This is a genomic window from Micromonospora siamensis, from assembly GCF_900090305.1.
In the GTDB taxonomy this organism is placed as follows: Bacteria; Actinomycetota; Actinomycetes; order Mycobacteriales; family Micromonosporaceae; genus Micromonospora; species Micromonospora siamensis.
In genome coordinates this window covers 5,548,962-5,572,882 of record NZ_LT607751.1, presented here as the reverse complement: position 1 = coordinate 5,572,882, position 23,921 = coordinate 5,548,962, and the positions used below count along the sequence as shown (strand labels likewise).

Genomic DNA, 23,921 nt, shown 5'->3' with positions numbered 1-23,921 from the left:
GGCGCGACCGCCACGACCCGGGTGGGGCGGGTCAGGCCGGGGTGCCGGTGGCGGGTTCGGCGGCCCGGTCGACGGGCGGGCCGGGGCGGTCCAGGCCGGTTCGGTCACGGGCCTCGCGGCGGGCCGCCCAGCCGTAGCCGACCAGCGTCATCACCGCGAAGATCCACCACTGCCACACGTAGCCGAAGTTCTGCCAGTTGTTGGTGTGCCCGATCGGGACCGCCCGGAAGGTCGGGTCGGCGGCCGGGGTCTGCTCGTCCAGCAGCAGGTAAGCCCCGCGCACCGGGTAGGGCAGTTCCCGGGCCAGCCGGGGCACGTCGATCCGCCGGGTCTCCAGCTGCCCGTCGCGCCGGTCCACGGCGCCGCCGTCCTCGCTGGGGTGCACCCGGCCCACCACGGTGACCTCGCCGGTCGGAGTGGCGGGCACGTCGGGCCGGGCGATCGCGCCGCCCGGGGCGGGCGGGATCCAGCCGCGGTCCACCAGCACGGCGGTGCCGTCGGCGAGCACCAGCGGGGTGAGCACCTCGAAGCCGACGCCGTCGTCGACGGTCCGGCCGCGGACCAGGACGAGGTTGCCGGTGTCGTACCTGCCGGTGGCGGTGACCCGGCTCCAGGTGACCTTCTCGGCCGGGGCGGGCCCCGCCGTGCCGGGACCGCCGGTGGGGGCGGCCAGCGCGTCGGCCAGCGGCACCGGCGCCATCCGCGCGCCCGCGTCGATCCGCTCGTTGACCTCGGTGCGCGCGTGGTAGCGGTGCAGCTGCCAGTTGCCGAGCAGCACCATCACCGCGGCGGCAGCGAGCGCCAGGGCGAGATAGCCCAGCCATCGGGGGGTCAGCAGGAACCGGTACACGCCTCGAGGCTACCCGTATGACCGACGCCACCCGGCCGGTGGCCCGGTGACGGTGCGTCACGCCCGCCGGACCGACCGTACGACGGCCGCCACGCGTCGCACCCGACGGGTATCGTCACGCCGGCGACCGCGCCGCCACGGACCCACCACCCGTCGCACCGAGGAGTCGATGATGACCGCCGTGCCTCGCCTCGTGCTCAGCGCGCCCGCTTCGGGGCACGGGACCACCGCGATCTCCATCGGCCTGCTCGCCGCGCTCGCCGACCGGGGGCTGGCCGTGGCCGGTTTCAAGGTCGGGGCCGACCAGGTCGACGCCGCCTACCTCGGGCTCGCCGCCGGCCGTCCGGGGCGGATCCTGGACGCCCGGCTGGCCGGGGTGGAACGCCTCGGCCCGCTCTTCGCGAACGGCGCCGCCGGGGCGTCGCTGGCCGTCGTGCAGGGCACCATGGGCCTCTACGACTCGGTCTCCGGCCGCCCCGACGAGGATTCCACCGCGGCGGTCGCCGTCCGGCTGCGCAGCCCGGTCGTGCTGACCGTGGACGTGGCGGCGATGGGCCAGTCGGTGGCCGCGCTGGTGCACGGCTTCCGGGCGTACGACGAGCAGCTCTGGCTGGGTGGGGTGATCCTGAACCGGGTCGCCTCGCCCCGGCACGAGGCGATGCTGCGGGAGGCGCTCGACGACATCGGGGTGCCGGTCTACGGCGCGTTGCGCCGGCACGAGCTGCCCCCGGTGCTGCCGGCCCGCCGGCACGGGATGCTACCCGCGATCGGCGGCGACGGGGAGGCCGTCCGGGCGGTGCGCCGGCTGGGCGAGGCGGTTGCCGCCACGGTCGACCTGGACCGGCTGCTCGCGCTGGCCCGCTCGGCGCCGCCGCTGGCCGGCCCCGCCTGGTCACCGGAGCCGGGGGAGGGCGAGCCCGTCGCCGGCCGGCCGGTCGTGGCGGTCGCCGGGGCGGCGGGCGGCAGCTACAGCCACCCCGAGACGGCGGAGCTGCTCCGGGCCGCCGGGGCCGAGGTGGTGACGGTCGACCCGCTGCGCGACGAGGAGCTGCCCGCGGGGACCCGGGCGCTGGTCGTCGGCGCCGGGCTGCCCGAGGGGTACGCGGTGGAGCTCTCCGCCAATCGCAGGCTCTGCATCGCGGTGGCCGAGCTGGCCCGTACCGGCCGGCCGGTGGTCGCCGAGGGGGCCGGCCTGCTCTGGTTGGCCCGCGAGCTGGACGGGCTGCCGATGTGCGGGGTGCTGGACGCGACCGGCCGGCGCCGGGACGGCCTGGTCGTCGGCTACCGCGAGGCGACGGCCCGGACGGCCAGCGTGGTCGCCGCGGCCGGCACGGTGCTGGTCGGCCACAAGCAGCACGCCGCCGTGCTGACCCCCCGGGCCGGGCAGGCGCCGGCGTGGAGCTGGGAGGGTGGCGCGCCCGAGGGCTTCGTCTGGCGCGGGGTGCACGCCTCACAGCTGGGCCTGCACTGGGCCGCCGTGCCGGGCATCGCCGGCCGGCTGGCCGCCGCGGCGGTCGCCGACACACCGACCGACGTGGCGGCCACCCGGTGATCGGCCAGGTGGCGATCCGCCGGTTCCCGGAGCTGACCGTCTCCACCCCACGGCTGGAGGTCCGCCGGCACGTGCCGGCGGACGCCGGGGCGGTGGACGAGGTCTTCGCCGACCGGCAGACGCAGCGCTGGTTGCCGCTGGCCGAGCCGGCCGGGCGGATCGAGGGCCGGTCCTGGTGCACGGACCTGGCCCGGCAGCGGCGGGACAGCGGCGACGGCGACCACTTCGCGCTGGTCCGCCGGGAGGACGGCCGGGTGGTGGGCTGCCTGTGGACCCGGCGCACCGACTGGGGCGCCCGGTCGACGGAGGTCTCGTACGCGTTGGCGCCGGACGCCCGTGGCTTCGGGCTGGCCGCCGAGGCGGTGGACGCCGCGGCCGTGGCGTTGCTGTTGGAGCACGGCTTCCAGCGGGTGGAGCTGCGGGTGGCGCCGGGCAACGTCGCCTCCCGGCGGGTCGCCGAGAAGGCCGGCTTCAGCTACGAGGGGTTGCTGCGCAACGCCGGCTTCGTCCGGGGCGCCCGGGTCGACCTGGAGCTGTGGTCGTTCGTCGCCGCCGACCTCCACTGACCCCCTCTCTCCGGCCCTCCTCCCGGCTCGTTGATCAAGAAGTTCTGGTCACCGGGAAGCGCTCTCCCTGACGAAAATCTCTTGATCAACGCGCAGCGGGGAGGGGCGGGGTGGGGGAGGGGAGTCGATCAGGAGGTCCGCGTCGGCTGACGCGAACCTCCTGATCGTTACCCGGGCGCACCCCCGGGTGGTCGGTTGCCGGCGCTCAGCCGACGATCTCGTCGGACGGTGGGGTGAACTGGCGTACCGGCTGGCCCTTGAGGGCGTCGCGCAGCGTTCGGGCCACCGCGTTGACCGGGATCTGGGACTGCCCGTCGCCGACGGCGTTGAACGGGTTGTCCGGGTCGGCGATGAAGCTCGCTGCCGCCAGTTCCGGGGTGAACCCGGCGAACCAGGCCGACCGGGTGCTGTCGGTGGTACCGGTCTTGCCGGCGACCGGACGGCCGACGGTGCCCCGGACGCTGTCCGCCGTGGACCAGCCCCCGCAGCTGCCCTTGGCCGGGGTGTCGCCGGTGGGGCAGCGGGCGGCGTCGGTGGCGGCCCGGGCGGCGTCGGCGCTGACCACCTGCCGGCAGCGCGGCTTGGCGATCTCCCGCTGCACCCCACCCGGGGTGGTGTACGTGGCGGGCGTGCCGTCCCGGTTGCTGATCGACAGGACCGGGATGGCCTCACAGTACCGGCCGTCGGCGGCCACGGCGGCGTACGCGTTGGCCATCTCCAGGGGCGTGGCGTCGGAGACGCCCAGGGTGAACGAGCCCCACTTCTTCGCCTTGGCCGGCGATGCCTGTTCCTTGTCGACGTCGGTGCGCCAGCGCAGCCCGAGCTGCTCGGCCATCCGGACCGCCCGGTCCGCGCCGACCTGTTCCTCCAGCCAGACGAAGTAGGTGTTCACCGACTTGCCGAAGCCGGACCACATGGTCTGGTTGCCGGTCATCGCGCCGCTGGCGTTCGACGGGGCCCAGCCGTCGTACACCGACGATTTGTAGGTGTACGGCGCGTTGAAGGACGTCGACAGCTTCATGCCCGAGTCGAGGGCGGCGAGCATCGGGAACATCTTGAACGTCGATCCGGCCTGGTACCCGGGGAGGGTGCCGCCGCCGAGCAGCGGGGCGACCGTGTTCGGGTAGTTCGCCTTGACGTTGGGGTCGGCCTCCGGGTTGGAGGTCGGGCCGTTCTGGCTGAGGTCCAGGGAGTAGGTGCGGTTCACCGCCATCGCCTTGACCCGGCCGGTGCCCGGTTCGGAGACCACGATCCCGTTGGCGAACGGGCTGCCCGTGTTGTCCTGGGCGCCGACGTTCTGCTCGGCCGCCGCCTGGATCTTCGGGTCGATGCTGAGCACGATCCGGTAGCCGCCGCGGCGGAGCTTGTCCATCCGTTCCAGCCGGTTCTCGCCGAACGCGGGCTGCGCGCTCCACCAGTTCTTGACGTAGTCGCAGGCGAAGCCCCAGCTGTTGTACTTCTTGGGGATCGAGGCGCAGTCGTTGGGCGGGTCGGTCAGCTTGAGCTGGATCGGCTCGCTCTTGTACGCCGCGGCCACGTCCGGCGACATGAACCCGAGCCGGGTCATGTTGTCGAGCACGTAGTTGCGCCGCCCGGTGGCGTCCTTCTGGTCCGAGGTGATCGGGTCGTACTCGGACGGGGACTTGACCAGGCCGGCGAGGGTGGCCGCCTCGACCGGGGTGAGGGTGGCCGGGGTCTTGGAGAAGAAGATCTGCGACGCGGCGTAGATGCCGTACGCGCGGTGGCCGAAGTACGCCGAGTTGAGGTAGCGCTCCAGGATCTGCTCCTTGGTGAGCTCCTTCTCGATGTCCAGCGCCATCCGCATCTCCTTGACCTTGCGCAGGCTGGTCTGCTGGGTCGCCTCCTGGACCTCCTTGGGGGTCTTCGCGCTGTCCCGCAGGGCCATCCGGACGTACTGCATGGTCAGCGTGGAGGCGCCCTGGGAGACGCCGCTGGAGCGGGCGTTCGCCACGAAGGCGCGGGCGACGCCCTTCGGGTCGACGCCGTGGTGCTGGTAGAAGCGGTTGTCCTCGGCGGCGACGATCGCCTGCTGGATGTTCGGGGACATGTCCGACAGCTTGGTGTACTGCCGGTACTCCTCGTAGAACATCGTCAGGACGGTCTTGCCGTCGGGCGCGTACAGGTAGGAGGTCTCGGCGGGCAGCGCGGTGCGCAGGATGTCGGTCTTCTGCTCGACGGCGTGCGCGGTGGCCTTGGCGCCGAGGCCGGTGAGGGCGGCCAACGGATAGAGGGCGGCGGTGACGACGATTCCGGCGATGAGTCCGGCGCGGAGGAGAGGAACGGATCGACCGGCGGCAGCGAAGGGTCGGTTGCTCACGAGGCCCAAGCTATGACATTTCCGATTCAGAAATGAGAAGAACTCATAAACCGGCGGGCGGGTGACGCGACCCACGCCGGGATCCGCTGTCCCCGACGTCGCCTTCCCGGCAGGATCGCGGACATGCGTGGTCAACTCGTCGACGCCGGGCCGCAGACGGACCCCGGAGCGCCCGAACCGGACCTCGGTCACCACGGGGACGCCGAGGTCGAAGCCGGACTGGTCGACCTGGCGGTCAACGTCCGCCGGGACCCGATGCCGGACTGGCTGGCCGACCCGCTGGTCGCCGCCCTGGGCGAGCTGGCGGCGTACCCGGACCCCCGGCCGGCCCGGGCCGCCGTCGCCGCCCGGCACGGCCGTCCCCCGGAGGAGGTACTCCTCACCGCCGGTGCCGCGGAGGGCTTCGTGCTGCTCGCCCGCGCGCTGGCCGGCGTCCACCGGCCGGTCGTGGTGCACCCGCAGTTCACCGAGCCGGAGGCGGCGCTGCGGGCCGCCGGGCACCCGGTGGAGCGGGTGCTGCTCGACCCCGCCGACGGCTTCCGGCTGGACCCGGCCCGGGTGCCCGCCGACGCCGACCTGGTGGTGATCGGCAACCCGACCAACCCCACGTCGGTGCTGCACCCCGCCGCCGACCTGGCCGCCCTGACCCGGCCCGGCCGGATCCTGGTGGTCGACGAGGCGTTCGCCGACACCACCCGTACCCCCGGGGCCGACAGCGAGCCGGAGTCGCTGGCCGACCGGCGCGACCTGCCCGGCCTGGTCGTGGTCCGCAGCCTGACCAAGACCTGGGGGCTGGCCGGCCTGCGGATCGGCTATCTCCTCGCGCCGGCCGACCTGGTCGACCGGCTGGCCGCCGTGCAGCCGCTCTGGGCGGTCTCCACCCCGGCGCTCGCCGCCGCCACCGCATGCGCGTCGCCGGCCGCGGTCGCGGCCGAACGCGACCTCGCCGCCCGGCTGGCCGCCGACCGCGACCACCTGGTCGACCGCCTGTCGGCCCTGCCGGGGGTACGCGTCGCTGGCCGCCCGGCCAGCGCCTTCGTGCTGATCCACCTGCCCGGGGCGGCGCGGGTGCGCGAGATCCTGCGGGAGCGGGGCTGGGCGGTACGCCGGGGCGACACCTTCCCGGGGCTCGGCCCGGACTGGCTGCGGCTCGCGGTGCGGGACCGGGCGACCACCGACGCGTTCGTCGAGGCACTGGCAGGGATCCTGGAGGCATGATGCTGGAAACCACGCTCGCGGCGATCCGGCCGCCCGACGCGGAAGCGATGACGGCGGCCCGCGACCTTCAGGGCCGGCTGACCAAGCCGGCCGGTTCGCTGGGCGCCCTGGAGGAACTCTCGGTACGCCTCGCCGGACTGGCCGGCACCTGTCCGCCGCCGCTGCCCGAACCGGCGGCGGTGGCCGTCTTCGCCGGCGACCACGGGGTGCACGCCCAGCGGGTCACCCCCTGGCCGCAGGAGGTCACCGCCCAGATGGTGGCCAACTTCCTGGCCGGCGGGGCGGTGGTCAACGCGTTCGCCCGGCAGGCCGGCGCCTCGGTCACCGTGGTCGACGTCGGTGTCGCCACCCCGCTGCCCACCGACCCGGACGCCAGCGACCCGGACGCTGCCGGCCCGGACGCCGAGGGACCGGGCGGCCCCGGTGCACCCAGGCTGATCGTGGCGAAGGTCCGGCCCGGCACCCGGGACCTGACGGTGACCGCCGCGCTGACCCGGGACGAGGCCCGCGCCGCCGTGGAGACCGGCATCGCGGTCGCCGGGCGGCTGGTCGACGCCGGGGCCGGGATCCTGCTCACCGGCGACATGGGCATCGGCAACACCACCCCGGCCGCCGCCCTGATCGCCGCGTTCACCGGCGTGGACGCCGCCGAGGTGACCGGCCGGGGCACCGGCGTGGACGACGAGACGTACCAGCACAAGATCGACGTGGTGCGGGCCGCGCTGCGCCGGCACGCCCCCGACCCGGCCGACCCGCTGGGCGTCCTGGCCGCCGTCGGCGGCCTGGAGCACGCGGCACTGGCCGGCTTCGTCCTCGGCGCCGCCGCGCGCCGGGTCCCGGTGCTGCTGGACGGCGTGATCGCGGTCAGCGCCGCGCTCGCCGCGGCGGCCTTCGCCTCCGACGCGGTCGCCGCGATGGTCGCCGGGCACCGCTCGGCCGAGCCGGGCGCCGGTGTGGCCCTGCGGCACCTGGGCCTGGACCCGCTGATCGACCTCGGGCTGCGCCTCGGCGAGGGGACCGGCGCCCTGCTGGCCCTGCCGGTGGTGACCGGCGCGGTCCGGGTACTGCACGAGGTGGCGACGTTCGACTCCGCAGGGGTGGCCGAGAAGTGAGCGGAACCGGCGGCGGTACGGGCGGTAGCCCGTACCCGCTCGGGCTGCGCCTGGCCGGCCGGCGGGTGGTCGTCGTCGGCGGGGGAGCGGTCGCCACCCGACGGGTGCCCGCGCTGCTCGACGCCGGCGCGGACGTGCTGCTCGTCTCGCCCGAGCTGACCCCGGCGCTGCAGGGACACGCCGAGGCGGGCCGGCTGCGCTGGGTCCGGCGCCGCTTCGCGCCCGAGGACCTGGACGGCGCCTGGCTGGTCCAGGTGGCGGTCGACGACCCGGCCGCCGCGGTCACGGTCAGCGCCGCCGCCGACGAACGGCGGATCTTCTGCGTCCGGGCCGACGACCGGGCGGCGGCCACCGCCTGGACCCCGGCGGTCACCCGGCACGGCCCGGTCACCGTCGCCGTGCTCGGCGGCGGCGACCCCCGGCGCGCGATGACCGTCCGCGACGCGATCCGCGACCTCCTGGGTGCACGGCAGGGCCTCCTGGTGACGCCTCCGGTGGAGCAGGGGACCCCGGCCGACGCCACCGGTGGCCGGGTGGCGCTGGTCGGCGCCGGACCGGGTGACCCCGAGCTGATCACCGTGAAGGGGTGGCGGCTGCTCGCCGAGGCGGACGTGGTGGTCGCCGACCGGCTGGTTCCCGGGCTGCTCCTGGACGAACTGCGCCCCGACGTCGAGCTGGTCGACGCCTCCAAGATCCCGTACGGGCCGTCGCGAACCCAGGAGGAGATCAACAAGATCCTGGTCGACCGGGCCCTGGCCGGCCGGTTCGTGGTCCGGCTCAAGGGCGGCGACCCGTACGTCTTCGGTCGCGGCGGCGAGGAGCTGCTGGCCTGCGCCGAGGCCGGGGTGCCGGTCACCGTGGTCCCCGGGGTGACCAGCGCGATCGCCGTGCCGGCGGTGGCCGGCGTACCGGTGACCCACCGGGCCGTGGCGCACGAGTTCACCGTGGTCTCCGGGCACGTCGCACCGGACTCGCCGGCCTCGCTGGTCCGCTGGGAGGCCCTCGCCGGGCTGCGCGGCACCCTGGTGATCCTGATGGGCCTGAAGAACCTGCCGGCGATCGCCGCGACCCTGGTCGCCCACGGGAAGCCGGCGGCGACCCCCGCCGCGGTGATCCAGGAGGGTACGACCGGCGCCCAGCGCATCCTCCGCTCGACCCTGGGCGCGGTGGCGGCCGACGTGGTCGCCGCGGAGCTGCGCCCGCCCGCGATCGTCGTGGTCGGTGACGTGGTCGGCGCTCTCGACCCGGATCTCTCCGGGCACTGACACCGTGCGGGCCCGGCCGGCCCGCCGGCCCGACCAGGCCCTCCGTCCCCCCCTTTGCTCTGCTGCGGCGGACGCGACACTGGAGGCGGTCGAGTGTCGCGTGGGGTTGAGCAGAGCAAAGGCGCGCGAGCAGAGCAGTGCCGGTCGGTGGCCCTCGCCGGTGGCCGGGAGACGAAGAGACGGCGGCCCGGGACCAGCCGGTCCCGGGCCGCCGTCGTGCTCGATCCGCTCAGTGCTTGAGCATGTTGTCCAGGAGCAGGGCGCAGCGGACCAGGCCGAGGTGGCTGTACGCCTGCGGGTGGTTGCCCAGGCCGCGCTCGGCGAGCGGGTCGTACTGCTCGGGGAGCAGGCCGGTGGGGCCGGCGGTGTCGACCATCTGGGCGAACAGCTCCTCCGCGTCGGTCCGCCGGCCGGTGCGCAGGTACGCCTCGATCAGCCACGCCGTGCAGATGTGGAAGCCGCCCTCCCGGCCGGGCAGGCCGTCGTCCCAGTGGTACCGGTAGACGACCGGACCGCTGCGCAGCTCCGCCTCGATCTTCAGCACCGTCGACAGGAAGCGCGGGTCGTCGCCGGGGAGCAGCCCGGACAGGCCGATCCAGAGCGACGACGCGTCCATCTCGTCGTGCCCGTACGCGACGCTGTACGCCTCGGCCTCGTCGTGCCAGCCGTTCTCCAGGACGTTGGCGCCGATCCGCTCCCGCAGCTCGACCCACTCCGGGCGGTCCTCGCCGCCGTGCTGCCGCACCACGTGCAACGCCCGGTCCACCGTCATCCAGCACATCACCTTGGAGAAGATGTGGTGCCGCGGGGGGAGGCGGGCCTCCCAGATGCCGTGGTCCGGCTCGTGCCAGCGGCGGCGGACCGCCTCGACCATGTTGTCCAGCACCCGCCACTCGTCCTCGCGGACCGAGCCCCGGGCGTCGGCGACGGCGGCGATCAGGTCGGCGATCGGGCCGAAGACGTCCAGCTGGAGCTGGTGGTTGGCGAGGTTGCCGACGCGTACCGGGCGGGAGCCGGCGTAGCCGGGCAGCGTGTCGATGACCGCCTCGGCGCCCAGCTCGTAGCCGTCGACCGTGTAGAGCGGGTGCAGCCGTTCCGGGTGCCCGCCGGTTCGCTCGACGACGCCGTCGATCCAGCGCAGCAGCCCCTCGGCCTCCTCGGTCGACCCCAGGTCGACCAGGGCGCGGGCGGTCATCGCCGCGTCGCGCAGCCAGCAGTAGCGGTAGTCCCAGTTGCGGACGCCGCCCAGCTCCTCCGGCAGCGAGGTGGTCGCCGCGGCGAGGATCGAGCCGGTCGCCTCGTGGGCGAGCCCCCGCAGGGTGAGCGCGCTGCGGGCGACCAGGTCGCGGGCGGTGGCGGGCAGCCGCAGGGTGGCCACCCAGTCCTTCCACGGCTGCTCGGCCGTGGCCTGCCGCTCGTGGATCGGCACCCGGTGGTGTTCCAGGCTCTGCGTGCCGAAGCGCAGCTCCAGCACCACCTGGCCACCGGCGGCCCGCAGGTCGACCACGGCCCGGGCGGTCTCGTAGCCGCCGTCGTCGACGACCTCCCACTGCACGCCGGGGGAGTAGAGCGCTGCCGGCTCGTTGGAGCCGAGCACCAGCAGCCCGTCGTCGAGCGGCTGGAGCTGCACCTGCACCTGGCCGAACTCGGGCCGGGGCGCGAACTCGATCCGGGCCCGGCCGGAGCCGGAGAGCACCCGGACCAGGGTCGAGTCGCCGGTGACCACGGCCGGGCCGTCCGGGGTGGTCTCCCGGGCGGGCAGGTCCAGCCAGTCGGTGACGGTGAGCCCGGACCAGCGGGTCTCCACGGTCATGGTGCCGTTGCGGTAACGCTGGCCGAGCGGGATGCCACCGCGCTCCGGGCCGACGGTGAAGTGCCCGGCCGGGCCGCCGCCGACCAGGTCGGCGAAGATCGCCGCCGAGTCCGGCTTGGGGTGGCAGAGCCAGGTGACCTTGGCCTCGGGGGTGAGCAGCGCGACGGTGCGGCCGTTGGCCAGCATCGAGTGCCGCTCGATCGGGACGGCCCGCTCGCCGAAGAGCCAGTGCCGGCGGGTCTCCAGCAGTAGTGCGAGCGCCCGGGCCGCCTCGATCGGCTCGGCGACCCGGTAGTCGGCCTTCGTGTCGCCCGGGCCGATCTTGATGCCGACGTCGGGTCCGTGCAGGTTGCCGAAGGCGTTCTCGTCGGTGACGTCGTCGCCGATGAACAGCACCGCGCTCGCCGAGAGCTGGGTCCGCAACTGGTCGACGGCGGTGCCCTTGTGGGTCGCCACGACCGACAGCTCGATGACCTCCTTGCCCTGGGTGACGGTGACGTCCTCCCAGGTGGCGGGGCCGCTGCGGACCGCCTCGATGGCGGCGGCGGCGACCTGCGGGTCCACCCCGCGGGTGTGCACGGCGACGCTGGCCGGCTTGCGTTCCAGGCGTACGCCGGGGTGGGCCGCGGCGATCTCGCGCAGCGCGTCCCGCAGCCGGGTCCGCACGGCGATCAGCTCGGGGGAGAGCCGCTCGACGAAGCCGATGTCGAACTCGGAGCCGTGGCTGCCGACCAGGTGCACCTCGCTGGGCAACCGGGAGAGCGCGGCCAGGTCGCGCAGCGCCCGGCCGGAGACCACCGCGACGGTGGTCTGCGGCAGCGAGGCCAGCGCGCGGATGGCGGCCACCGACTCCGGCAGGGGCACGGCCTTGGTCGGGTCCTCCACGATCGGCGCGAGGGTGCCGTCGTAGTCGCAGGCGATCAGGAGCTGGGGGACCCGGGCGATCCGGCCGATGGCGGTGCGCAGGTCGGAATCCAGCACCCCGGCTGTGGGCGTGGCCGGGGTGTTGACGGCAGGGGTCACGCGGTTGCCTCCGTATCGGGCACCCCGAGCTCGGACAGGAAGGACTTGGCCCAGTGGCCGACATCGTGGGTGCGCAGGTGGCGCTGCATTGTCCGCATCCGGCGGCGGGCCTCTGGTTTCTCGACGTGCACGGCCTTCAGCAGGGCGTCCTTGACCGCGTCCGGGTCGTGCGGGTTACACAAAAATGCCTGGCGCAGCTCGGTGGCGGCGCCGGCGAACTCACTGAGCACGAGCGCGCCACCCTGGTCGGCGCGCGATGCGACGTACTCCTTGGCCACCAGATTCATTCCGTCTCGCAGCGGGGTCACCATCATCACGTCGGCTGCGACGTACATCGCGGCCAGTTCAGAGCGACTGTACGACTGATGCAGGTAATGCACCGCCGGCACGCCGACCCTGCCGAATTCACCATTGATCCGACCAACCTCGCGCTCGACCTTCACACGAAGTGCCTGGTAGTGCTCGACCCGCTCCCGGCTCGGTGTCGCCACCTGCACCATAACCGCCTCGGGAACTGTCAACTTTCCGTCAGCCAGAAGTTCCCGGAACGCCTTGAGTCGCAGCTCGATGCCCTTGGTGTAGTCGAGCCGGTCCACGCCCAGGATGATGGTCTTCGGGTTGCCCAGTTCCTCGCGGATCTGCTTGGCCCGGGCCTGGATCGCCGGGTCCTCGGCCAGCCGCTCCATCTCCCTGGTGTCGATGGAGATGGGGAAGGCGCCGGCCTTCACCTGCCGCCCGTCGACCTGGATCATCTGGCCCTCGTAGCGCAGGCCGAGCAGGTGCCGGGCCAGCCGGACGAAGTTCTGCGCCGCCAGCCGCTGCTGGAAGCCGATCAGGTCCGCGCCGAGCAGGCCGCGCAGGATCTCGGTGCGGAACGGCATCTGCATGAACAGCTCGATCGGCGGGAACGGGATGTGCAGGAAGAAACCGATCTTCAGGTCGGGGCGCAGCTCGCGCAGCATCGCCGGCACCAGCTGGAGCTGGTAGTCCTGCACCCAGACCGTCGCGCCCTCGGCCGCGACCTCCGCCGCGGCCTCCGCGAACCGGGCGTTGACCAGCCGGTACGCCTCACGCCAGCGGCGCTTGTAGGCCGGGGTCTCCACCGCGTCGTGGTAGAGCGGCCAGATCGTGGCGTTGGACTGGCCCTCGTAGTAGCGCTCCAGCTCCTCGGCGCTCAGCGGCACCGGGTGCAGCCGGATGCCCTCGAGGTCGAACGGCTCGGGCGCGGCGCCGGTGCCGCCCGCCCAACCGACCCAGGTGCCCTGGTGCTCGGCGAGCACGGGGTGCAGCGCGGTGACCAGCCCGCCGGGGCTGCGTCGCCACTGCCGCCCCTCGGGTGTGCTCACCTCGTCGACCGGCAGTCGGTTCGCCACTACGACAAAGGAGCTACGGACGGTCACGATCGGCCACCTCCGGGTGCTGACGGGTCCACCGCGTTGAGCGTACTGAGCGTAGCTGCGGCGTCTGATGCCCCGTGCCGGAGTCACCTACCCGTCCCACGACGGCCGAACCCTCATCGTGATCTTGTCAACAGCGTCCGGCGCGTACTCCTGGGGCGGGGTGATGTGGGCGGAGCGGGGCGTACCTGTCAGGATTGACGGCGGCGTGCGCGCGCCCGGCCCCCGGCCGGCGGCGGCCGGCGGAACTCGCGGCCCGCGCCCTGAAGCTCGCGACAGCAACCGACGGAGGTAGCCCGCACCGTGGCCCAGTTCATCTACGTCCTGGAAAAGGCGCGCAAGGCGCACGGCGACAAGGTCGTGCTCGACAACGTGACGCTGAACTTCCTGCCGGGGGCCAAGATCGGTGTGGTCGGCCCGAACGGCGCCGGTAAGTCCAGCCTCCTCAAGATCATGGCAGGGTGGGACCGGCCGAGCAACGGCGAGGCCCGGCTGATGCCCGGCTTCACCGTCGGCATGCTCGCCCAGGAGCCGCCGCTCAACGACAGCAAGACCGTCCTCGGCAACGTCGAGGAGGCGGTCGCCGAGACCAAGGCGAAGCTGGAGCGGTTCAACTCCATCGCCGAGCAGATGGCCACCGACTACTCCGACGAGCTCATGGAGGAGATGGGCCGGCTCCAGGAGGAGCTGGACCACGCCGACGCCTGGGACATCGACTCCAAGCTCGAACTGGCCATGGACGCGCTGCGCTGCCCGCCGCCGGACGCCGACGTCACCCAGCTCTCCGGTGGTGAGCGTCGTCGGGTCGCGCTCTGCAAGCTGCTGCTCGAGGCGCCCGACCTGCTGCTGCTCGACGAGCCCACCAACCACCTGGACGCCGAGAGCGTGCAGTGGCTGGAGCAGCACCTCGCCAAGTACGCCGGCACCGTCATCGCCATCACCCACGACCGGTACTTCCTGGACAACGTCGCCAACTGGATCCTCGAGCTGGACCGCGGCCGGGCCTACCCGTACGAGGGCAACTACTCCACCTACCTGGAGAAGAAGGCCGCCCGGCTGGCCGTCGAGGGTCGCCGCGACGCCAAGATGAAGAAGCGCCTCTCCGACGAGCTGGAGTGGGTCCGCTCCAACGCCAAGGCCCGGCAGACCAAGTCCAAGGCCCGCCTGGACCGCTACGACGAGATGGCCGCCGAGGCGGAGAAGACCCGGAAGCTGGACTTCGAGGAGATCCAGATCCCGCCGGGCCCGCGCCTGGGCAGCACCGTCATCGAGGCGCACGACCTGAGCAAGGGCTTCGGCGACCGGCTGCTGATCGACGACCTCTCCTTCTCGCTGCCGCGCAACGGCATCGTCGGCATCATCGGCCCGAACGGCGTCGGCAAGACCACCCTGTTCAAGACCATCGTCGGGCTGGAGCAGCCGACCGGTGGCGACGTCCGGGTGGGTCCGACCGTCTCGCTGTCGTACGTCGACCAGAACCGGCAGGGCCTCGACGGCGACAAGACCGTCTGGGAGGTCGTCTCCGACGGGCTGGACCACCTCATGGTGGGCAAGGTCGAGATGCCGTCGCGGGCGTACATCGCGGCGTTCGGCTTCAAGGGGCCGGACCAGCAGAAGCCGACCAAGGTGCTCTCCGGCGGCGAGCGGAACCGGCTCAATCTGGCGCTGACGCTGAAGATCGGCGGCAACGTGATCCTCCTCGACGAGCCGACCAACGACCTCGACGTCGAGACGCTCTCCAGCCTGGAGAACGCGCTGCTGGAGTTCCCCGGCTGCGCCGTGGTCATCTCCCACGACCGGATGTTCCTGGACCGGGTGGCCACGCACATCCTGGCCTGGGAGGGCGACGAGGAGAACCCGTCGAAGTGGTTCTGGTTCGAGGGCAACTTCGAGGCGTACGAGAAGAACAAGGTCGACCGGCTCGGTGCGGACGCCGCCCGGCCGCACCGGGTGACGTACCGCAAGCTCACCCGTGACTGAGAGGTTCGTCTACCACTGCGCGCTGCGCTGGTCCGACCTGGACGCGTACGGCCACGTCAACAACGCCCGCTTCCTCACTCTCTACGAGGAGGCCCGGGTGGCGTTGATGTTCGCCGGTGGTCGGGCGTGGGGGGTGGGCTCGCTCGCCGACGGAGTGGTCATCCGCCGGCACGAGGTCGACTACCTGCGCCCGGTCGACTACGCCCTGGGCCGGGCCAGCGCGGAGGCCGCGCCGACCGTCCGGATCGAGTTGTGGATCTCCGAGATCCGGGCCTCCCGGTTCACCGTCGACTACGAGCTGTACGACGGCGAGGTGCTGGCCAGTCGGGCCCGTTCGGTGCTGGTGCCGTTCGACCTGTCCCGGCAGATGCCCCGCCGGATCAGCGACGAGGAGCGGCAGTTCCTGTCCCGCTACGCCCTGCCGGCCGGGCCGGCGTGAGCGCGCCGGCGGACGGACCCGCGACGTCGGCCGGCGTGAGCGCGCCGGCCGACGGACCCACCACGCGGACCGGCGGGCACGGGCTGGCCGGGGTGTCCGACGCGGGCGCCTTCCTGGCCCGGCTGGTCCGGCTGGACCCGGCCGCCCTGGTCCGGCTCCGGCCGGCCACGACGGCCGGCCGGACGGCGCTGTGGGCCCGGCTGCCCTGGGGAGTGCTGGTGGTCCGCACGGTGGCCGGCGCGGCGCCCGGTGACGCGACGGTCGCCGCCCGCGAGCTGCTCGCCGAGCTGGAGTCCGGTCGGGACACGCTGCCCACCAACCGGGACGCGCAGTGGCGCTGGCCGTTGCCGCCGCCGGTGAGCCGGCCGGTGGAGCTGCTGCCGGCGGCCGAGGTGGCGCGGATCGCGGCGGCGGCGGCAGGTGCGCTGCGCGAAGCGGCCACGCACGGCGTGGGCGGTCGCGCGGTCGGCCAGCGGGCGCTGCGGGACGCGCTGCTGGACCACGTCGCGGTGCTGGTCACGCCCGAGGGGGACACGCCGGCGGCGCCGGTGGAGGTGTCGCAGCGGCTGATCCAGGGTCTGGTCCGGATGGGCTTCCTCGGCCCGGGCGCGCCCGCGCCGGAGGCGGCGGGGGTGCAGGTGCGGGTCGCCGGCCGCTGGGTCGGCCTGGTCGGACCGTACGGGGCCGCCTGGTGGCAACGGCCGGGTGAGCTGGTGGTGCGGCCGACGGGCGGTCGGCCGAACGGATGAGCCACGATCATTCTTCTGGGTTGGGGCTGTCGTTGGGGGGATGCCTCATCCCGACTGTCCGGGTACCGTCCATCCTCGGATCCAACGCACGGTATGCGAGTGGATCCGCTGGGGAGTGAGGTGCGCGAGCGATGCCGTGGTGGTCATGGCGCCCCGGTCCCGCCGGTGGCGGCGATCCGGACAGTCGGAGCGGGGTCACAGTGGAGGGCGGCGTCCGGGTCGGTCCACCGGCCCCACGCCAGCCGGGGGACGACGCGCCGGTCGGCGAGCGGTCGCCCCTCGCCGACATGCCGGCCACCGTGGAGCCGGTGACCCTGCGCCGGGTCTGTGACGCGCTCGACCTGCTCGACGTGCGTTACCTGGCCGACGGGGACGGCAACCTGCTGGCCATGTGGGAGCGGCACGCCGTCCTGGTCACCCTGGAGGGTCCGGAGGACGAGATCCTGGTGATGCGGGCCCGCCCGCACGCCACGGTCCCGCCGGACTGGGCCGACCGCGCCTACCGGGTGGTCAACGAGTGGAACCACACCCGCCGCTTCTGCAAGGCGTACATCGGCGACCCGACCGAGCGCGGCCAGCTGCCGATCTACGCGGAGCTGCAGGTGCCGCTGGGTGCCGGCACCCACGACGCGCTCCTGATCGAGATGCTCGACTGCGGCGCGGCGGTCGCGACGACCTTCGTGGACTGGCTGCACGACGAGGGCGCCCTGCTCTGACCGGCGCCGGGCCGGCGGCTCAGCCGGCCGGGTCCTCCATCACGTTGACCATGAAGTACGCGGCCCGCTCCAGGTAGTCCCAGAGCGCGGCGGCCACCTCGGGCTCCAGGTCGAGCCGGTCGACGGCCCGGCGCATGTGCAGCAGCCAGGCGTCCCGCTCGGCGGTGCCGATCCGGAAGGGGGCGTGCCGCATCCGCAGCCGGGGGTGCCCCCGCTGGGCCGAGTAGGTGTTGGGGCCGCCCCAGTACTGCATCAGGAACAACGCGAGGCGGTCGGCGGCCGGCCCGAGGTCCTCCTCCGGGTACATCGGGCGCAGCAGCGGATCGGTCGCGACTCCGGCGTAGAACTCGTCCACCAGCTTGCGGAACGTGGGCTCGCCGCCGACCGCCTCGAAGAGGGTGATCGACGGGCGGGGACGGTCGGCTCCGGTTGCGGGATTCACCCTTCCATCCTGCCAGGTGTCCCGCCCGGCGGCCGGACCCGCCGGCCCGGCGCCCGCGCGGTCAGCGGGTGGCGGCGCTGACCCCGCTCGCCGGGCCCTCCTGGGCCGGCGCGGACCGCTGCGTCACGACCGGCGGCCGGGTGGCCGCTCCGCCCGTCCGCGCCTGCGCGCCGGCGCGGACGGCCGCGTCGACCGAGGACGCGTCGGGCCAGCGAACGGTGATCAGCAGCATCAGCAGCACCCCGGCGGCGCTCCACACCCCGACCACCAGCGGAACCGAGAACCGGTCGGCGAGCACGCCGGTGATCAGCACCGCGGCGCCCTGGATCACCTGGACGCCGGTGGCCATCACGCCGAACGCGCGGGCCCGGTAGCCGTCGGGCAGGGCCCGGACGAAGAGGCCGTTCGCGGTGGGCAGCAGGCCGGCCACCGCGAAGCCGCAGCCGGCGGCGAGCAGGGCCACCACCGGCGGCGGTGGGTCGAGCAGCGCCGGCACCAGCACCAGCGGGGCGAGGACCGCCAGCGGACGCATCACCCGCAACCGTCGGGCCGGCCCGCAGGCGCGCCCGATCACCAGACCGCCGAGGATGAACCCCACCGGATTGGCGGCCATGATCAGCGCTTGGGCGAGGCCGGCGTCCCCGCTGCCGTCGCGCTCGCCGGCCCAGGCCGCGGCGAGCCCTTCGGGGACGATGGAGAAGAGCATGGCGCTGAACACCAGCAGCGCGATGGCCCGCAGCACCGGCGTACCGAAGACCAGCTGGAAGCCCTGCGCGGTCTCCCGCAGCAGGTGACTGCGGTGCGCGGCGGCCGTCGCGGCCGGGCGGTTTCGCACCCCGAGCCGGACCACCAGCGCCGAGGCGCCGAAGGTGGCGGCGTTGATCAGCAGCGCGGCCGTCGGATTCACCGCGGCGATGGCGGCGCCGATCAGGTAGCCGCCGACCTGCGCGGCCTGGCCGGCGCTGGCGTGCAGGGAGAGCCCGAGCACCACCCGGTCGCCGGTGAGGATCACCGGCATCAGCGCGGAGCGGGCCGCCTGGCTCGGCGGGTTGGCCAGCGTGGTGAGGAAGAGCAGCCCGAGCACCGCCGGCACCGGCAGGTGCGGGACGGCCACCAGCACCATCAGCGCCATCCGGACCAGGTCGCAGACCACCATCACCTGGCGGTAGCGGTATCTGTCGGCGAGCGTGGTGAGCAGTGGTCCACCGACCAGCCAGGGCAGGTAGCTGATGGCGAACGCCGCCGCCGAGAGGGCGACCGAGTCGGTCTCCCGGTAGACCAGGACGGTGACCGCCGCCTTGGCGATGTAGTCGCCGATCCAGGACAGGACGCTGGCGCTGAAGACGGCCCGGTACTCACCCTGGGCGAACACCTCGCGGAAGGTGGCTGGCCCTTCCGGATCGGGTCGCTCGTCGGACACCGTGGCCTCCATCGTCCCCGCAGGCCACTCGTGATGGCGGGCCGGGGTCGTCGTCAGATCTACCGATCACCGAGGACGTGATCGCGATTCGGCAGGAGCGCGTTTCTCCGGATTCTGCCCGATCGTCTGAAGACTGGCTAGGGCGAACGGATTGATCGTCATATCCCCGACGGAACGAACGGACGATACCCGAGGGGTCGCACGGACCGCGACCCCCGGCCGCAAGGTCCGCCGGGTGACCGGTCAGGTGCTGCCGCCGCGGCCCGTCTCGCCGGCGCCCGCCACGGGTACGCCCGGATAGAGCCGGGCGGCGGCGATCCGCGCGGTGATGCCCGAGTTCTCCAGCGCCTCGGCCAGCCGTCGGCGCAGTTCCCGGCCCACCGCGAACTGCCCCTCGGCGGTCGTCTTCACCACCGTCCGGATCACCGCGCCGTCGACCGTGATCTGCTCGACGCCGAGCACGTCGGGCGTCTCGACGATCTCCGGCGCCAACTCCGGGTCCAGCGCCACCGAGGCCGCCGCCGTACGCAGCACCGCCGTCGCCTCCTCGGTGCTGGCGAAGCCGATCGGCAGGTCCACCACGACCAGCGCCCAGCCCTGGCTCTTGTTGCCCACCCGGATGATCTCGCCGTTCCGGATGTACCAGAGCACGCCGCGGCCGTCCCGGACGGTGGTGACCCGCAGCCCGACCGCCTCGACCACGCCGGTCGCCTCGCCCAGGTCCACCGTGTCCCCGACGCCGTACTGGTCCTCGATCAGCATGAACAGGCCGGCGAGCAGGTCCTTGACCAGGCTCTGCGCGCCGAAGCCGAGGGCGACGCCGGCGATGCCCGCGCTGGCCAGCAGCGGCGCCAGGTCGAAGTTGAACTCGCGCAGGGTCATCAGCAGCGCGATGCCGAAGACGAACGCCGTGACCACGCTGCGCAGCACCGAACCGATCGCCTCGGCCCGCTGCCGGCGCCGCTCCGGCACGAACCCCTCCGGATCCAGCGACGCGCTGGGGATCCGCTCGCGCAGCGGCCGCAGCAGGGTCGGCACCGTGCTGCTGCCGGTGGTGCGGACCAGCCGGTTGATGGCCCGGTGCAGCGCCCAGCGGGCGACCAGGGCGAGCAGCAGGATGAGCACCACCCGCAGCGGCTTCACCACGATCCAGTAGCTGCCCTCGGCGAACCACACCGATCCGGTGACGTCCCAGGCCCACTTGCAGAACGGCTCGTCCAGGCAGCCCGGGCTCGGCTTGTCGCCGACGCCTTCGGGCAGGAAGTCGGTGGGTATCGGAAGGTCGGCCAGAGTCACGCTGTCTTCGTACCGCACGCCGGGCGGCCGTCCGCCGCCGACCCTCCGCGTCCCGCGGTCGGTGGTCAACCGGTCCGAAACCGGTCATCCTGCCACGAGCCGAAGAAGCTTCACCGGGTACCCCGGATTAGTGCGTGCAATCCGGGTTCCGATCAGGGACTATTGGCGCATCGGACGTCGGTGGTCCCGCCGGCGTCGGACGTGGTCGCCCGCTGCCCGTGGGCCCCTCGCCGACGCGGCAGCGGTGGGAACGGCTGGACCGGGAGGGTGAGCACGATGCCTGACATACGACCCACGGCGGGCTCCGGCGCGTTGGTCCTCAACGCCACGTACGAGCCGCTGTGTGTCGTGTCGGTGCGTCGGGCCGCGATCCTCGTGCTCTCCGCCAAGGCGGTCTGCGTGGCCGACGGCGAGGGCATCCTGCACAGCGCCCGCAACGCGCTCCCGGTGCCGTCGGTGGTGCGGCTGACCCGCTTCGTCCGGGTGCCGTACCGCACCCACGTTGGGCTCTCCCGGCGGGCGATCTTCGCCCGGGACGGTTGGCGCTGCGCGTACTGCCGGGGGCCGGCCGAGACCATCGACCACGTCTTCCCGCGCAGCCGGGGCGGCCGGCACGCCTGGGAGAACGTGGTCGCCGCGTGCGCCCGGTGCAACCACACCAAGGGCGACAAGACCCCGGCCGAGCTGGGGTGGCGGCTGCACAGCCTGCCGGCCGCCCCGAAGGGCAACGCCTGGCGGGTGCTCGGCCACCGGGCGCCCGACCCGCGCTGGGCGGACTGGCTCGACCTGCGCGAGCCCGAGGCGGCCTGACCTCACCCGTTGCGCGCCGTCACCAGCTGGGCGTAGACGACCAGGTTGTCGGCGTAACCGGTGCGGCCGCCCACCCAGCGTCCACCGCAGGTGATCAGCCGCAGGTTCGGCCGGCTGAAGTCGCCGAAGACCTCGTCGGCGGGGAGCTTCTCCTTGCCGTACCGGCGGGACGAGGTGACCTCGAAGACCGCCACCGCGCCGTCCTCGCGGGTCACCTCCACCCGGTCGCCGTCGTCGAGGCTCTTCAGGTCGTGGAAGACCGCCGGGCCGGTGGTGGTGTCGACGTGCCCGACGATCACCGCGGGGCCGTACTGCCCGGGGGTGGGGCCCTGGTCGTACCAGCCGGCCTCGTGGGCGCGGTGGACGTCGGGCACGGCGATGGTGCCGTCGCCGGCGATCCCCACCTCGCGCACGGGTGCCCGCAGGCCCAGCCGGTCTATCGCGATCTGGGTCGGTGGGCTCGCCGGCAGCACCGGGAACTTCTTCGGCGGCGGACGCAGCCCGGCGCTGAGCTGCTCGGGCAGCACGTTCACCCCGGCGAAGCGTTGCACCCCGAGCATCGCCACGATCAGCACCATCACCGCGGCCACCAGCAGCACCGGCGTGCCGGGACCGCGCTGGCCGGCCGGGTACCGGTGCCGCGCGCGGGCGGCGGCCGGTGCGACCGGGCGGGCGTGCGGGTCGGCCGTCGCCACGCTGGCCGAGAAGGCGTGCCCGGCGGCCCGGGTGAACCGGCGGGCCACCCGTCCGGCGCGGCGCAGGGCGGACCGGGTCCGGCCGCCACGGCGCAGGGCGGACCGGGTCCGGCCGCCACGGCTACGTGTGCGGGCCATCGCCGTACCCCCGGGTCAGAAGCGGGACGCGGTCCTGCGCCGGGCGCCGACGCCGGCCGCCACCGCCACCAGGGCGAGGCCGCCGACCAGCAGCAGCGAACCGGCGCCGTGGCCGCCGGCCGTGCCGCCGCCCCCGGTGGCCGGGCCCTTGCTCGGCTGGGCCATGTTCAGCACGGTCAGCATGGTCGAGGCCGTGTTCCCGTTGTCGCAGCGCAGGTCGACCGGGTAGTCACCGGGCTGCTTGTTGCTCGGGACGGTCACCGCGCCGGTGAGGAAGCCGTTGTTCGGCCGGAGCATCACCCGGCCGAAGGCGTCCGACTGGACCTGGGCCTGCTTGGTGTTGTTGTTGTCGCAGCTGGCTCGGATGGAGATCCGGGTGCCGGCCTGGGCGGTGTTCGGCGTGACCTCGACGAACACGTTCTCGCCGGCCCGCGCCGGTGAGCCGCCGACCAGGACGAACGCCCCGACCAGGCCGAGCACGAGCAGCGCGGCGGAAAGCGCGCGTTGTGACAGGTGGAGCCCCCGCATGATTCCCCCCTCCCGGTGACGACGCACCGGAATCCTGCTGACGGGCAGCGGGGGCTGCTTTCCCGTTGGCGGGCCGGCAAACCGTCAGAGTGGGGCCACCGGATGCCAGGTGAGCGGGGTGGAGAGGACCATCGTGCTGGACGGCTGGCCGTACGGGGCGAGGCGGTCGATCACCCGCTCGAACTCGGTGATCGAGCCGGCGGCGACCTTGAGCATGCTGCACGCGTCGCCGGTGATCCGGTGGATCTCCATGATCTCCGCCCAGCCGGCGACCTCGGGGTCGTTGAGGATGCACCGGGAGCCGTAACAGGACATCCGGATCAGCGCGACCACCGCCCGGCCGGCCCGGGCCAGGTCGACGTGGGCGTGGTAGCCGGTGATCACCCCGGACTCCTCCAGCCGGCGGACCCGCTCCGCCACCGCCGGTGGGGAGAGGTGCACCCGGCGGGACAACTCGCTGAACGACAGCCGCGCGTCGGCCTGCAGCTCGCGCAGCAGCGCCCAGTCCATGTCGTCCACCGCTCCACCTTCCGTCGTGAAACCCGAGGCCCGTACGGCTTTCGGTTCGGCAGGTCAGGCCGGCTCAGCGCCGTCGATCCGGCATTCCCCCGACCGATCCACCTGCGGAATCATGACGCTACCCCGCCCACGGAGGGAGAACGACGGTGGAACAGTCGGACCTGCTGGCGCCCGCGGCGACCCCCGCCGTGCGCCCGCTCACCGCGCGGCAGCGCGCCGCGCGGGCGGCCCGCAACGGCGGTGAGCCGACCCTGGAATTCGCCGAACGGGTGCCCTACGACGCGTACGTGCGGGCGAGCACGCTGCACCGGTTGCAGCAGCCGATCACCGACGACCCGGGCGAGATGTCCTTCCTGATGGTCAGCCAGATCATGGAGCTGTACTTCTCGCTGACCTGCCACGAGCTGCGCCACGCCCAGCGCGAGCTGCGCGCCAACCGGGTCTGGGACGCGCTGCCCCCGCTGCGCCGGGCGGCGCTGCACCTGGAGGGGTTGAACGCCGCCTGGCAGGGGCTGCGCTGGATGACGCCGGCGGACTTCAACCGGTTCCGCAACCAGCTCGGCGAGGGCTCCGGCTTCCAGTCGGCGATGTACCGGCAGCTGGAGTTCCTGCTCGGCCTCCGCGACCCGGCGCTGATCCGCCCGTTCCGCCGGCAGACCGAGGTGTACGCGGAGCTGACCGCCGCCCTGGCCGCGCCGAGCCTCTGGGACGACGTGGTGACGCTGCTGGCCCGCCGCGGCTTCGACGTCCCCGCCGAACTGCTCGCCCGGGACCTGACCGTCGAGCACGAGGCGCACCCGTCGGTCGAGACGGCCTGGGTGCGGATCTACGCCGACGGCACCCCGGAGAACCACCTCCGGCTGCTCGGGGAGGCGCTGACCGAGGTCGCCGAGCGGTTCGGCGACTGGCGCTGGCACCACCTCAAGGCGGTCCAGCGGGCGATGGGCGCGAAGGTGGGCAGCGGCGGCTCGGCCGGGCTGGCCTGGTTGCAGCGGAGCATGGCCCGGGTGGTCTTCCCGGAGCTGTGGTCGGCCCGGACGGCGATGTGACCGGGG

The 23,921-nt window shown here is 73.7% G+C and carries 21 protein-coding genes; 11 read left to right on the top strand and 10 right to left on the bottom strand.

The window, feature by feature from the left end; translation table 11 throughout:
- Positions 1-31: 31 nt before the first annotated feature.
- Entirely contained in the window at positions 32-850 is an 819-nt protein-coding gene (locus GA0074704_RS25405) for an SURF1 family cytochrome oxidase biogenesis protein (RefSeq protein WP_088972815.1), read from the bottom strand.
- A gap of 172 nt (positions 851-1,022) precedes the next feature.
- On the opposite strand from GA0074704_RS25405, the gene GA0074704_RS25400 reads away from it, so the two are divergent.
- Entirely contained in the window at positions 1,023-2,402 is a 1,380-nt protein-coding gene (locus GA0074704_RS25400) for a cobyrinate a,c-diamide synthase (protein ID WP_088972814.1), read from the top strand.
- The gene (locus GA0074704_RS25395) at positions 2,399-2,968 is read left to right on the top strand and encodes a GNAT family N-acetyltransferase (protein WP_088972813.1); all 570 of its coding nucleotides are present in this window, start codon (positions 2,399-2,401) and stop codon (positions 2,966-2,968) included. The genes GA0074704_RS25400 and GA0074704_RS25395 overlap by 4 nt, the downstream gene beginning before the upstream one ends.
- 205 nt (positions 2,969-3,173) lie before the next feature.
- Here GA0074704_RS25395 and GA0074704_RS25390 read toward each other — a convergent pair whose 3' ends face one another.
- The gene (locus tag GA0074704_RS25390; protein ID WP_088972812.1) at positions 3,174-5,306 is read right to left on the bottom strand and encodes a transglycosylase domain-containing protein; all 2,133 of its coding nucleotides are present in this window, start codon (positions 5,304-5,306) and stop codon (positions 3,174-3,176) included.
- Positions 5,307-5,429: 123 nt separating this feature from the next.
- On the opposite strand from GA0074704_RS25390, the gene cobC reads away from it, so the two are divergent.
- From cobC to cobA, 3 genes are read left to right on the top strand one after another with little or no spacing between them, the layout of a single operon-like run.
- On the top strand, positions 5,430-6,524 hold the full coding sequence (gene cobC, locus GA0074704_RS25385) for an Rv2231c family pyridoxal phosphate-dependent protein CobC (RefSeq protein ID WP_088972811.1): 1,095 nt from the start codon (positions 5,430-5,432) through the stop codon (positions 6,522-6,524).
- Positions 6,524-7,636, top strand: a complete 1,113-nt coding sequence (gene cobT, locus GA0074704_RS25380; RefSeq protein WP_088973972.1) for a nicotinate-nucleotide--dimethylbenzimidazole phosphoribosyltransferase — start codon at positions 6,524-6,526, stop codon at positions 7,634-7,636. Before cobC ends, cobT begins: the two co-directional genes overlap by 1 nt.
- Entirely contained in the window at positions 7,633-8,901 is a 1,269-nt protein-coding gene (gene cobA, locus GA0074704_RS25375) for a uroporphyrinogen-III C-methyltransferase (protein ID WP_088972810.1), read from the top strand. Before cobT ends, cobA begins: the two co-directional genes overlap by 4 nt.
- Before the next feature lie 229 nt (positions 8,902-9,130).
- Here the strand turns inward: cobA and otsB are convergent, their stop codons facing one another.
- Entirely contained in the window at positions 9,131-11,737 is a 2,607-nt protein-coding gene (gene otsB / locus GA0074704_RS25370; protein ID WP_088972809.1) for a trehalose-phosphatase, read from the bottom strand.
- Positions 11,734-13,137, bottom strand: a complete 1,404-nt coding sequence (locus GA0074704_RS25365) for an alpha,alpha-trehalose-phosphate synthase (UDP-forming) (RefSeq protein WP_088972808.1) — start codon at positions 13,135-13,137, stop codon at positions 11,734-11,736. Before GA0074704_RS25365 ends, otsB begins: the two co-directional genes overlap by 4 nt.
- A 300-nt stretch (positions 13,138-13,437) precedes the next feature.
- Between GA0074704_RS25365 and ettA the strand changes: the two genes are divergently transcribed.
- The 4 genes from ettA to GA0074704_RS25345 all read left to right on the top strand — a co-directional run bounded on the left by ettA (position 13,438) and on the right by GA0074704_RS25345 (position 17,018).
- Positions 13,438-15,114, top strand: coding sequence for an energy-dependent translational throttle protein EttA (gene ettA, locus GA0074704_RS25360; protein ID WP_088972807.1), 1,677 nt, complete (start codon positions 13,438-13,440; stop codon positions 15,112-15,114).
- Positions 15,107-15,553: an acyl-CoA thioesterase gene (locus GA0074704_RS25355; protein WP_088972806.1), complete on the top strand. Its 447-nt coding sequence runs from the start codon at positions 15,107-15,109 to the stop codon at positions 15,551-15,553. The genes ettA and GA0074704_RS25355 overlap by 8 nt, the downstream gene beginning before the upstream one ends.
- Positions 15,554-15,588: 35 nt before the next feature.
- The gene (locus GA0074704_RS25350; protein WP_088973971.1) at positions 15,589-16,302 is read left to right on the top strand and encodes a hypothetical protein; all 714 of its coding nucleotides are present in this window, start codon (positions 15,589-15,591) and stop codon (positions 16,300-16,302) included.
- A 131-nt stretch (positions 16,303-16,433) separates the two neighbouring features.
- The gene (locus GA0074704_RS25345) at positions 16,434-17,018 is read left to right on the top strand and encodes a type III secretion system chaperone family protein (protein WP_088972805.1); all 585 of its coding nucleotides are present in this window, start codon (positions 16,434-16,436) and stop codon (positions 17,016-17,018) included.
- Between the two features lie 19 nt (positions 17,019-17,037).
- On the opposite strand, the gene GA0074704_RS25340 is transcribed toward GA0074704_RS25345, so the two are convergent.
- The 3 genes from GA0074704_RS25340 to GA0074704_RS25330 all read right to left on the bottom strand — a co-directional run bounded on the left by GA0074704_RS25340 (position 17,038) and on the right by GA0074704_RS25330 (position 20,170).
- The gene (locus GA0074704_RS25340) at positions 17,038-17,460 is read right to left on the bottom strand and encodes a globin (RefSeq protein ID WP_088972804.1); all 423 of its coding nucleotides are present in this window, start codon (positions 17,458-17,460) and stop codon (positions 17,038-17,040) included.
- Positions 17,461-17,521: 61 nt separating this feature from the next.
- Positions 17,522-18,880, bottom strand: a complete 1,359-nt coding sequence (locus GA0074704_RS25335; protein WP_377471875.1) for an MFS transporter — start codon at positions 18,878-18,880, stop codon at positions 17,522-17,524.
- 243 nt (positions 18,881-19,123) lie between these two features.
- On the bottom strand, positions 19,124-20,170 hold the full coding sequence (locus GA0074704_RS25330) for a mechanosensitive ion channel family protein (protein WP_088973970.1): 1,047 nt from the start codon (positions 20,168-20,170) through the stop codon (positions 19,124-19,126).
- 282 nt (positions 20,171-20,452) lie between these two features.
- On the opposite strand from GA0074704_RS25330, the gene GA0074704_RS25325 reads away from it, so the two are divergent.
- The gene (locus GA0074704_RS25325) at positions 20,453-20,986 is read left to right on the top strand and encodes an HNH endonuclease (RefSeq protein WP_088973969.1); all 534 of its coding nucleotides are present in this window, start codon (positions 20,453-20,455) and stop codon (positions 20,984-20,986) included.
- Positions 20,987-20,988: 2 nt separating this feature from the next.
- Here GA0074704_RS25325 and GA0074704_RS25320 read toward each other — a convergent pair whose 3' ends face one another.
- The 3 genes from GA0074704_RS25320 to GA0074704_RS25310 form a co-directional block, all read right to left on the bottom strand.
- A complete protein-coding gene (locus GA0074704_RS25320; RefSeq protein ID WP_088972803.1) occupies positions 20,989-21,819 on the bottom strand; it encodes a class F sortase in 831 nt (276 codons plus the stop codon).
- Positions 21,820-21,834: 15 nt separating this feature from the next.
- Entirely contained in the window at positions 21,835-22,347 is a 513-nt protein-coding gene (locus tag GA0074704_RS25315; RefSeq protein WP_088972802.1) for a hypothetical protein, read from the bottom strand.
- An 84-nt stretch (positions 22,348-22,431) separates the two neighbouring features.
- Positions 22,432-22,866 (bottom strand): Lrp/AsnC family transcriptional regulator, encoded by a 435-nt coding sequence (locus GA0074704_RS25310; protein ID WP_088972801.1) that lies wholly within the window; start codon positions 22,864-22,866, stop codon positions 22,432-22,434.
- A 161-nt stretch (positions 22,867-23,027) separates the two neighbouring features.
- Here GA0074704_RS25310 and GA0074704_RS25305 point away from each other — a divergent pair, with 161 nt between their 5' ends.
- Positions 23,028-23,915: a tryptophan 2,3-dioxygenase gene (locus tag GA0074704_RS25305; RefSeq protein ID WP_377471896.1), complete on the top strand. Its 888-nt coding sequence runs from the start codon at positions 23,028-23,030 to the stop codon at positions 23,913-23,915.
- The last annotated feature ends 6 nt before the right edge of the window (positions 23,916-23,921 follow it).

Excerpts from the sequence above, each read along its gene's own strand:
- GA0074704_RS25400 (WP_088972814.1), top strand. The coding sequence starts at position 1,023 with ATGACCGCCGTGCCTCGCCTCGTGCTCAGCGCGCCCGCTTCGGGGCAC.
- cobC (WP_088972811.1), top strand. The coding sequence starts at position 5,430 with ATGCGTGGTCAACTCGTCGACGCCGGGCCGCAGACGGACCCCGGAGCG.
- cobT (WP_088973972.1), top strand. The coding sequence starts at position 6,524 with ATGCTGGAAACCACGCTCGCGGCGATCCGGCCGCCCGACGCGGAAGCG.
- GA0074704_RS25345 (WP_088972805.1), top strand. The coding sequence starts at position 16,434 with ATGCCGTGGTGGTCATGGCGCCCCGGTCCCGCCGGTGGCGGCGATCCG.
- GA0074704_RS25325 (WP_088973969.1), top strand. The coding sequence starts at position 20,453 with ATGCCTGACATACGACCCACGGCGGGCTCCGGCGCGTTGGTCCTCAAC.
- GA0074704_RS25320 (WP_088972803.1), bottom strand. The coding sequence starts at position 21,819 with ATGGCCCGCACACGTAGCCGTGGCGGCCGGACCCGGTCCGCCCTGCGC.
- GA0074704_RS25315 (WP_088972802.1), bottom strand. The coding sequence starts at position 22,347 with ATGCGGGGGCTCCACCTGTCACAACGCGCGCTTTCCGCCGCGCTGCTC.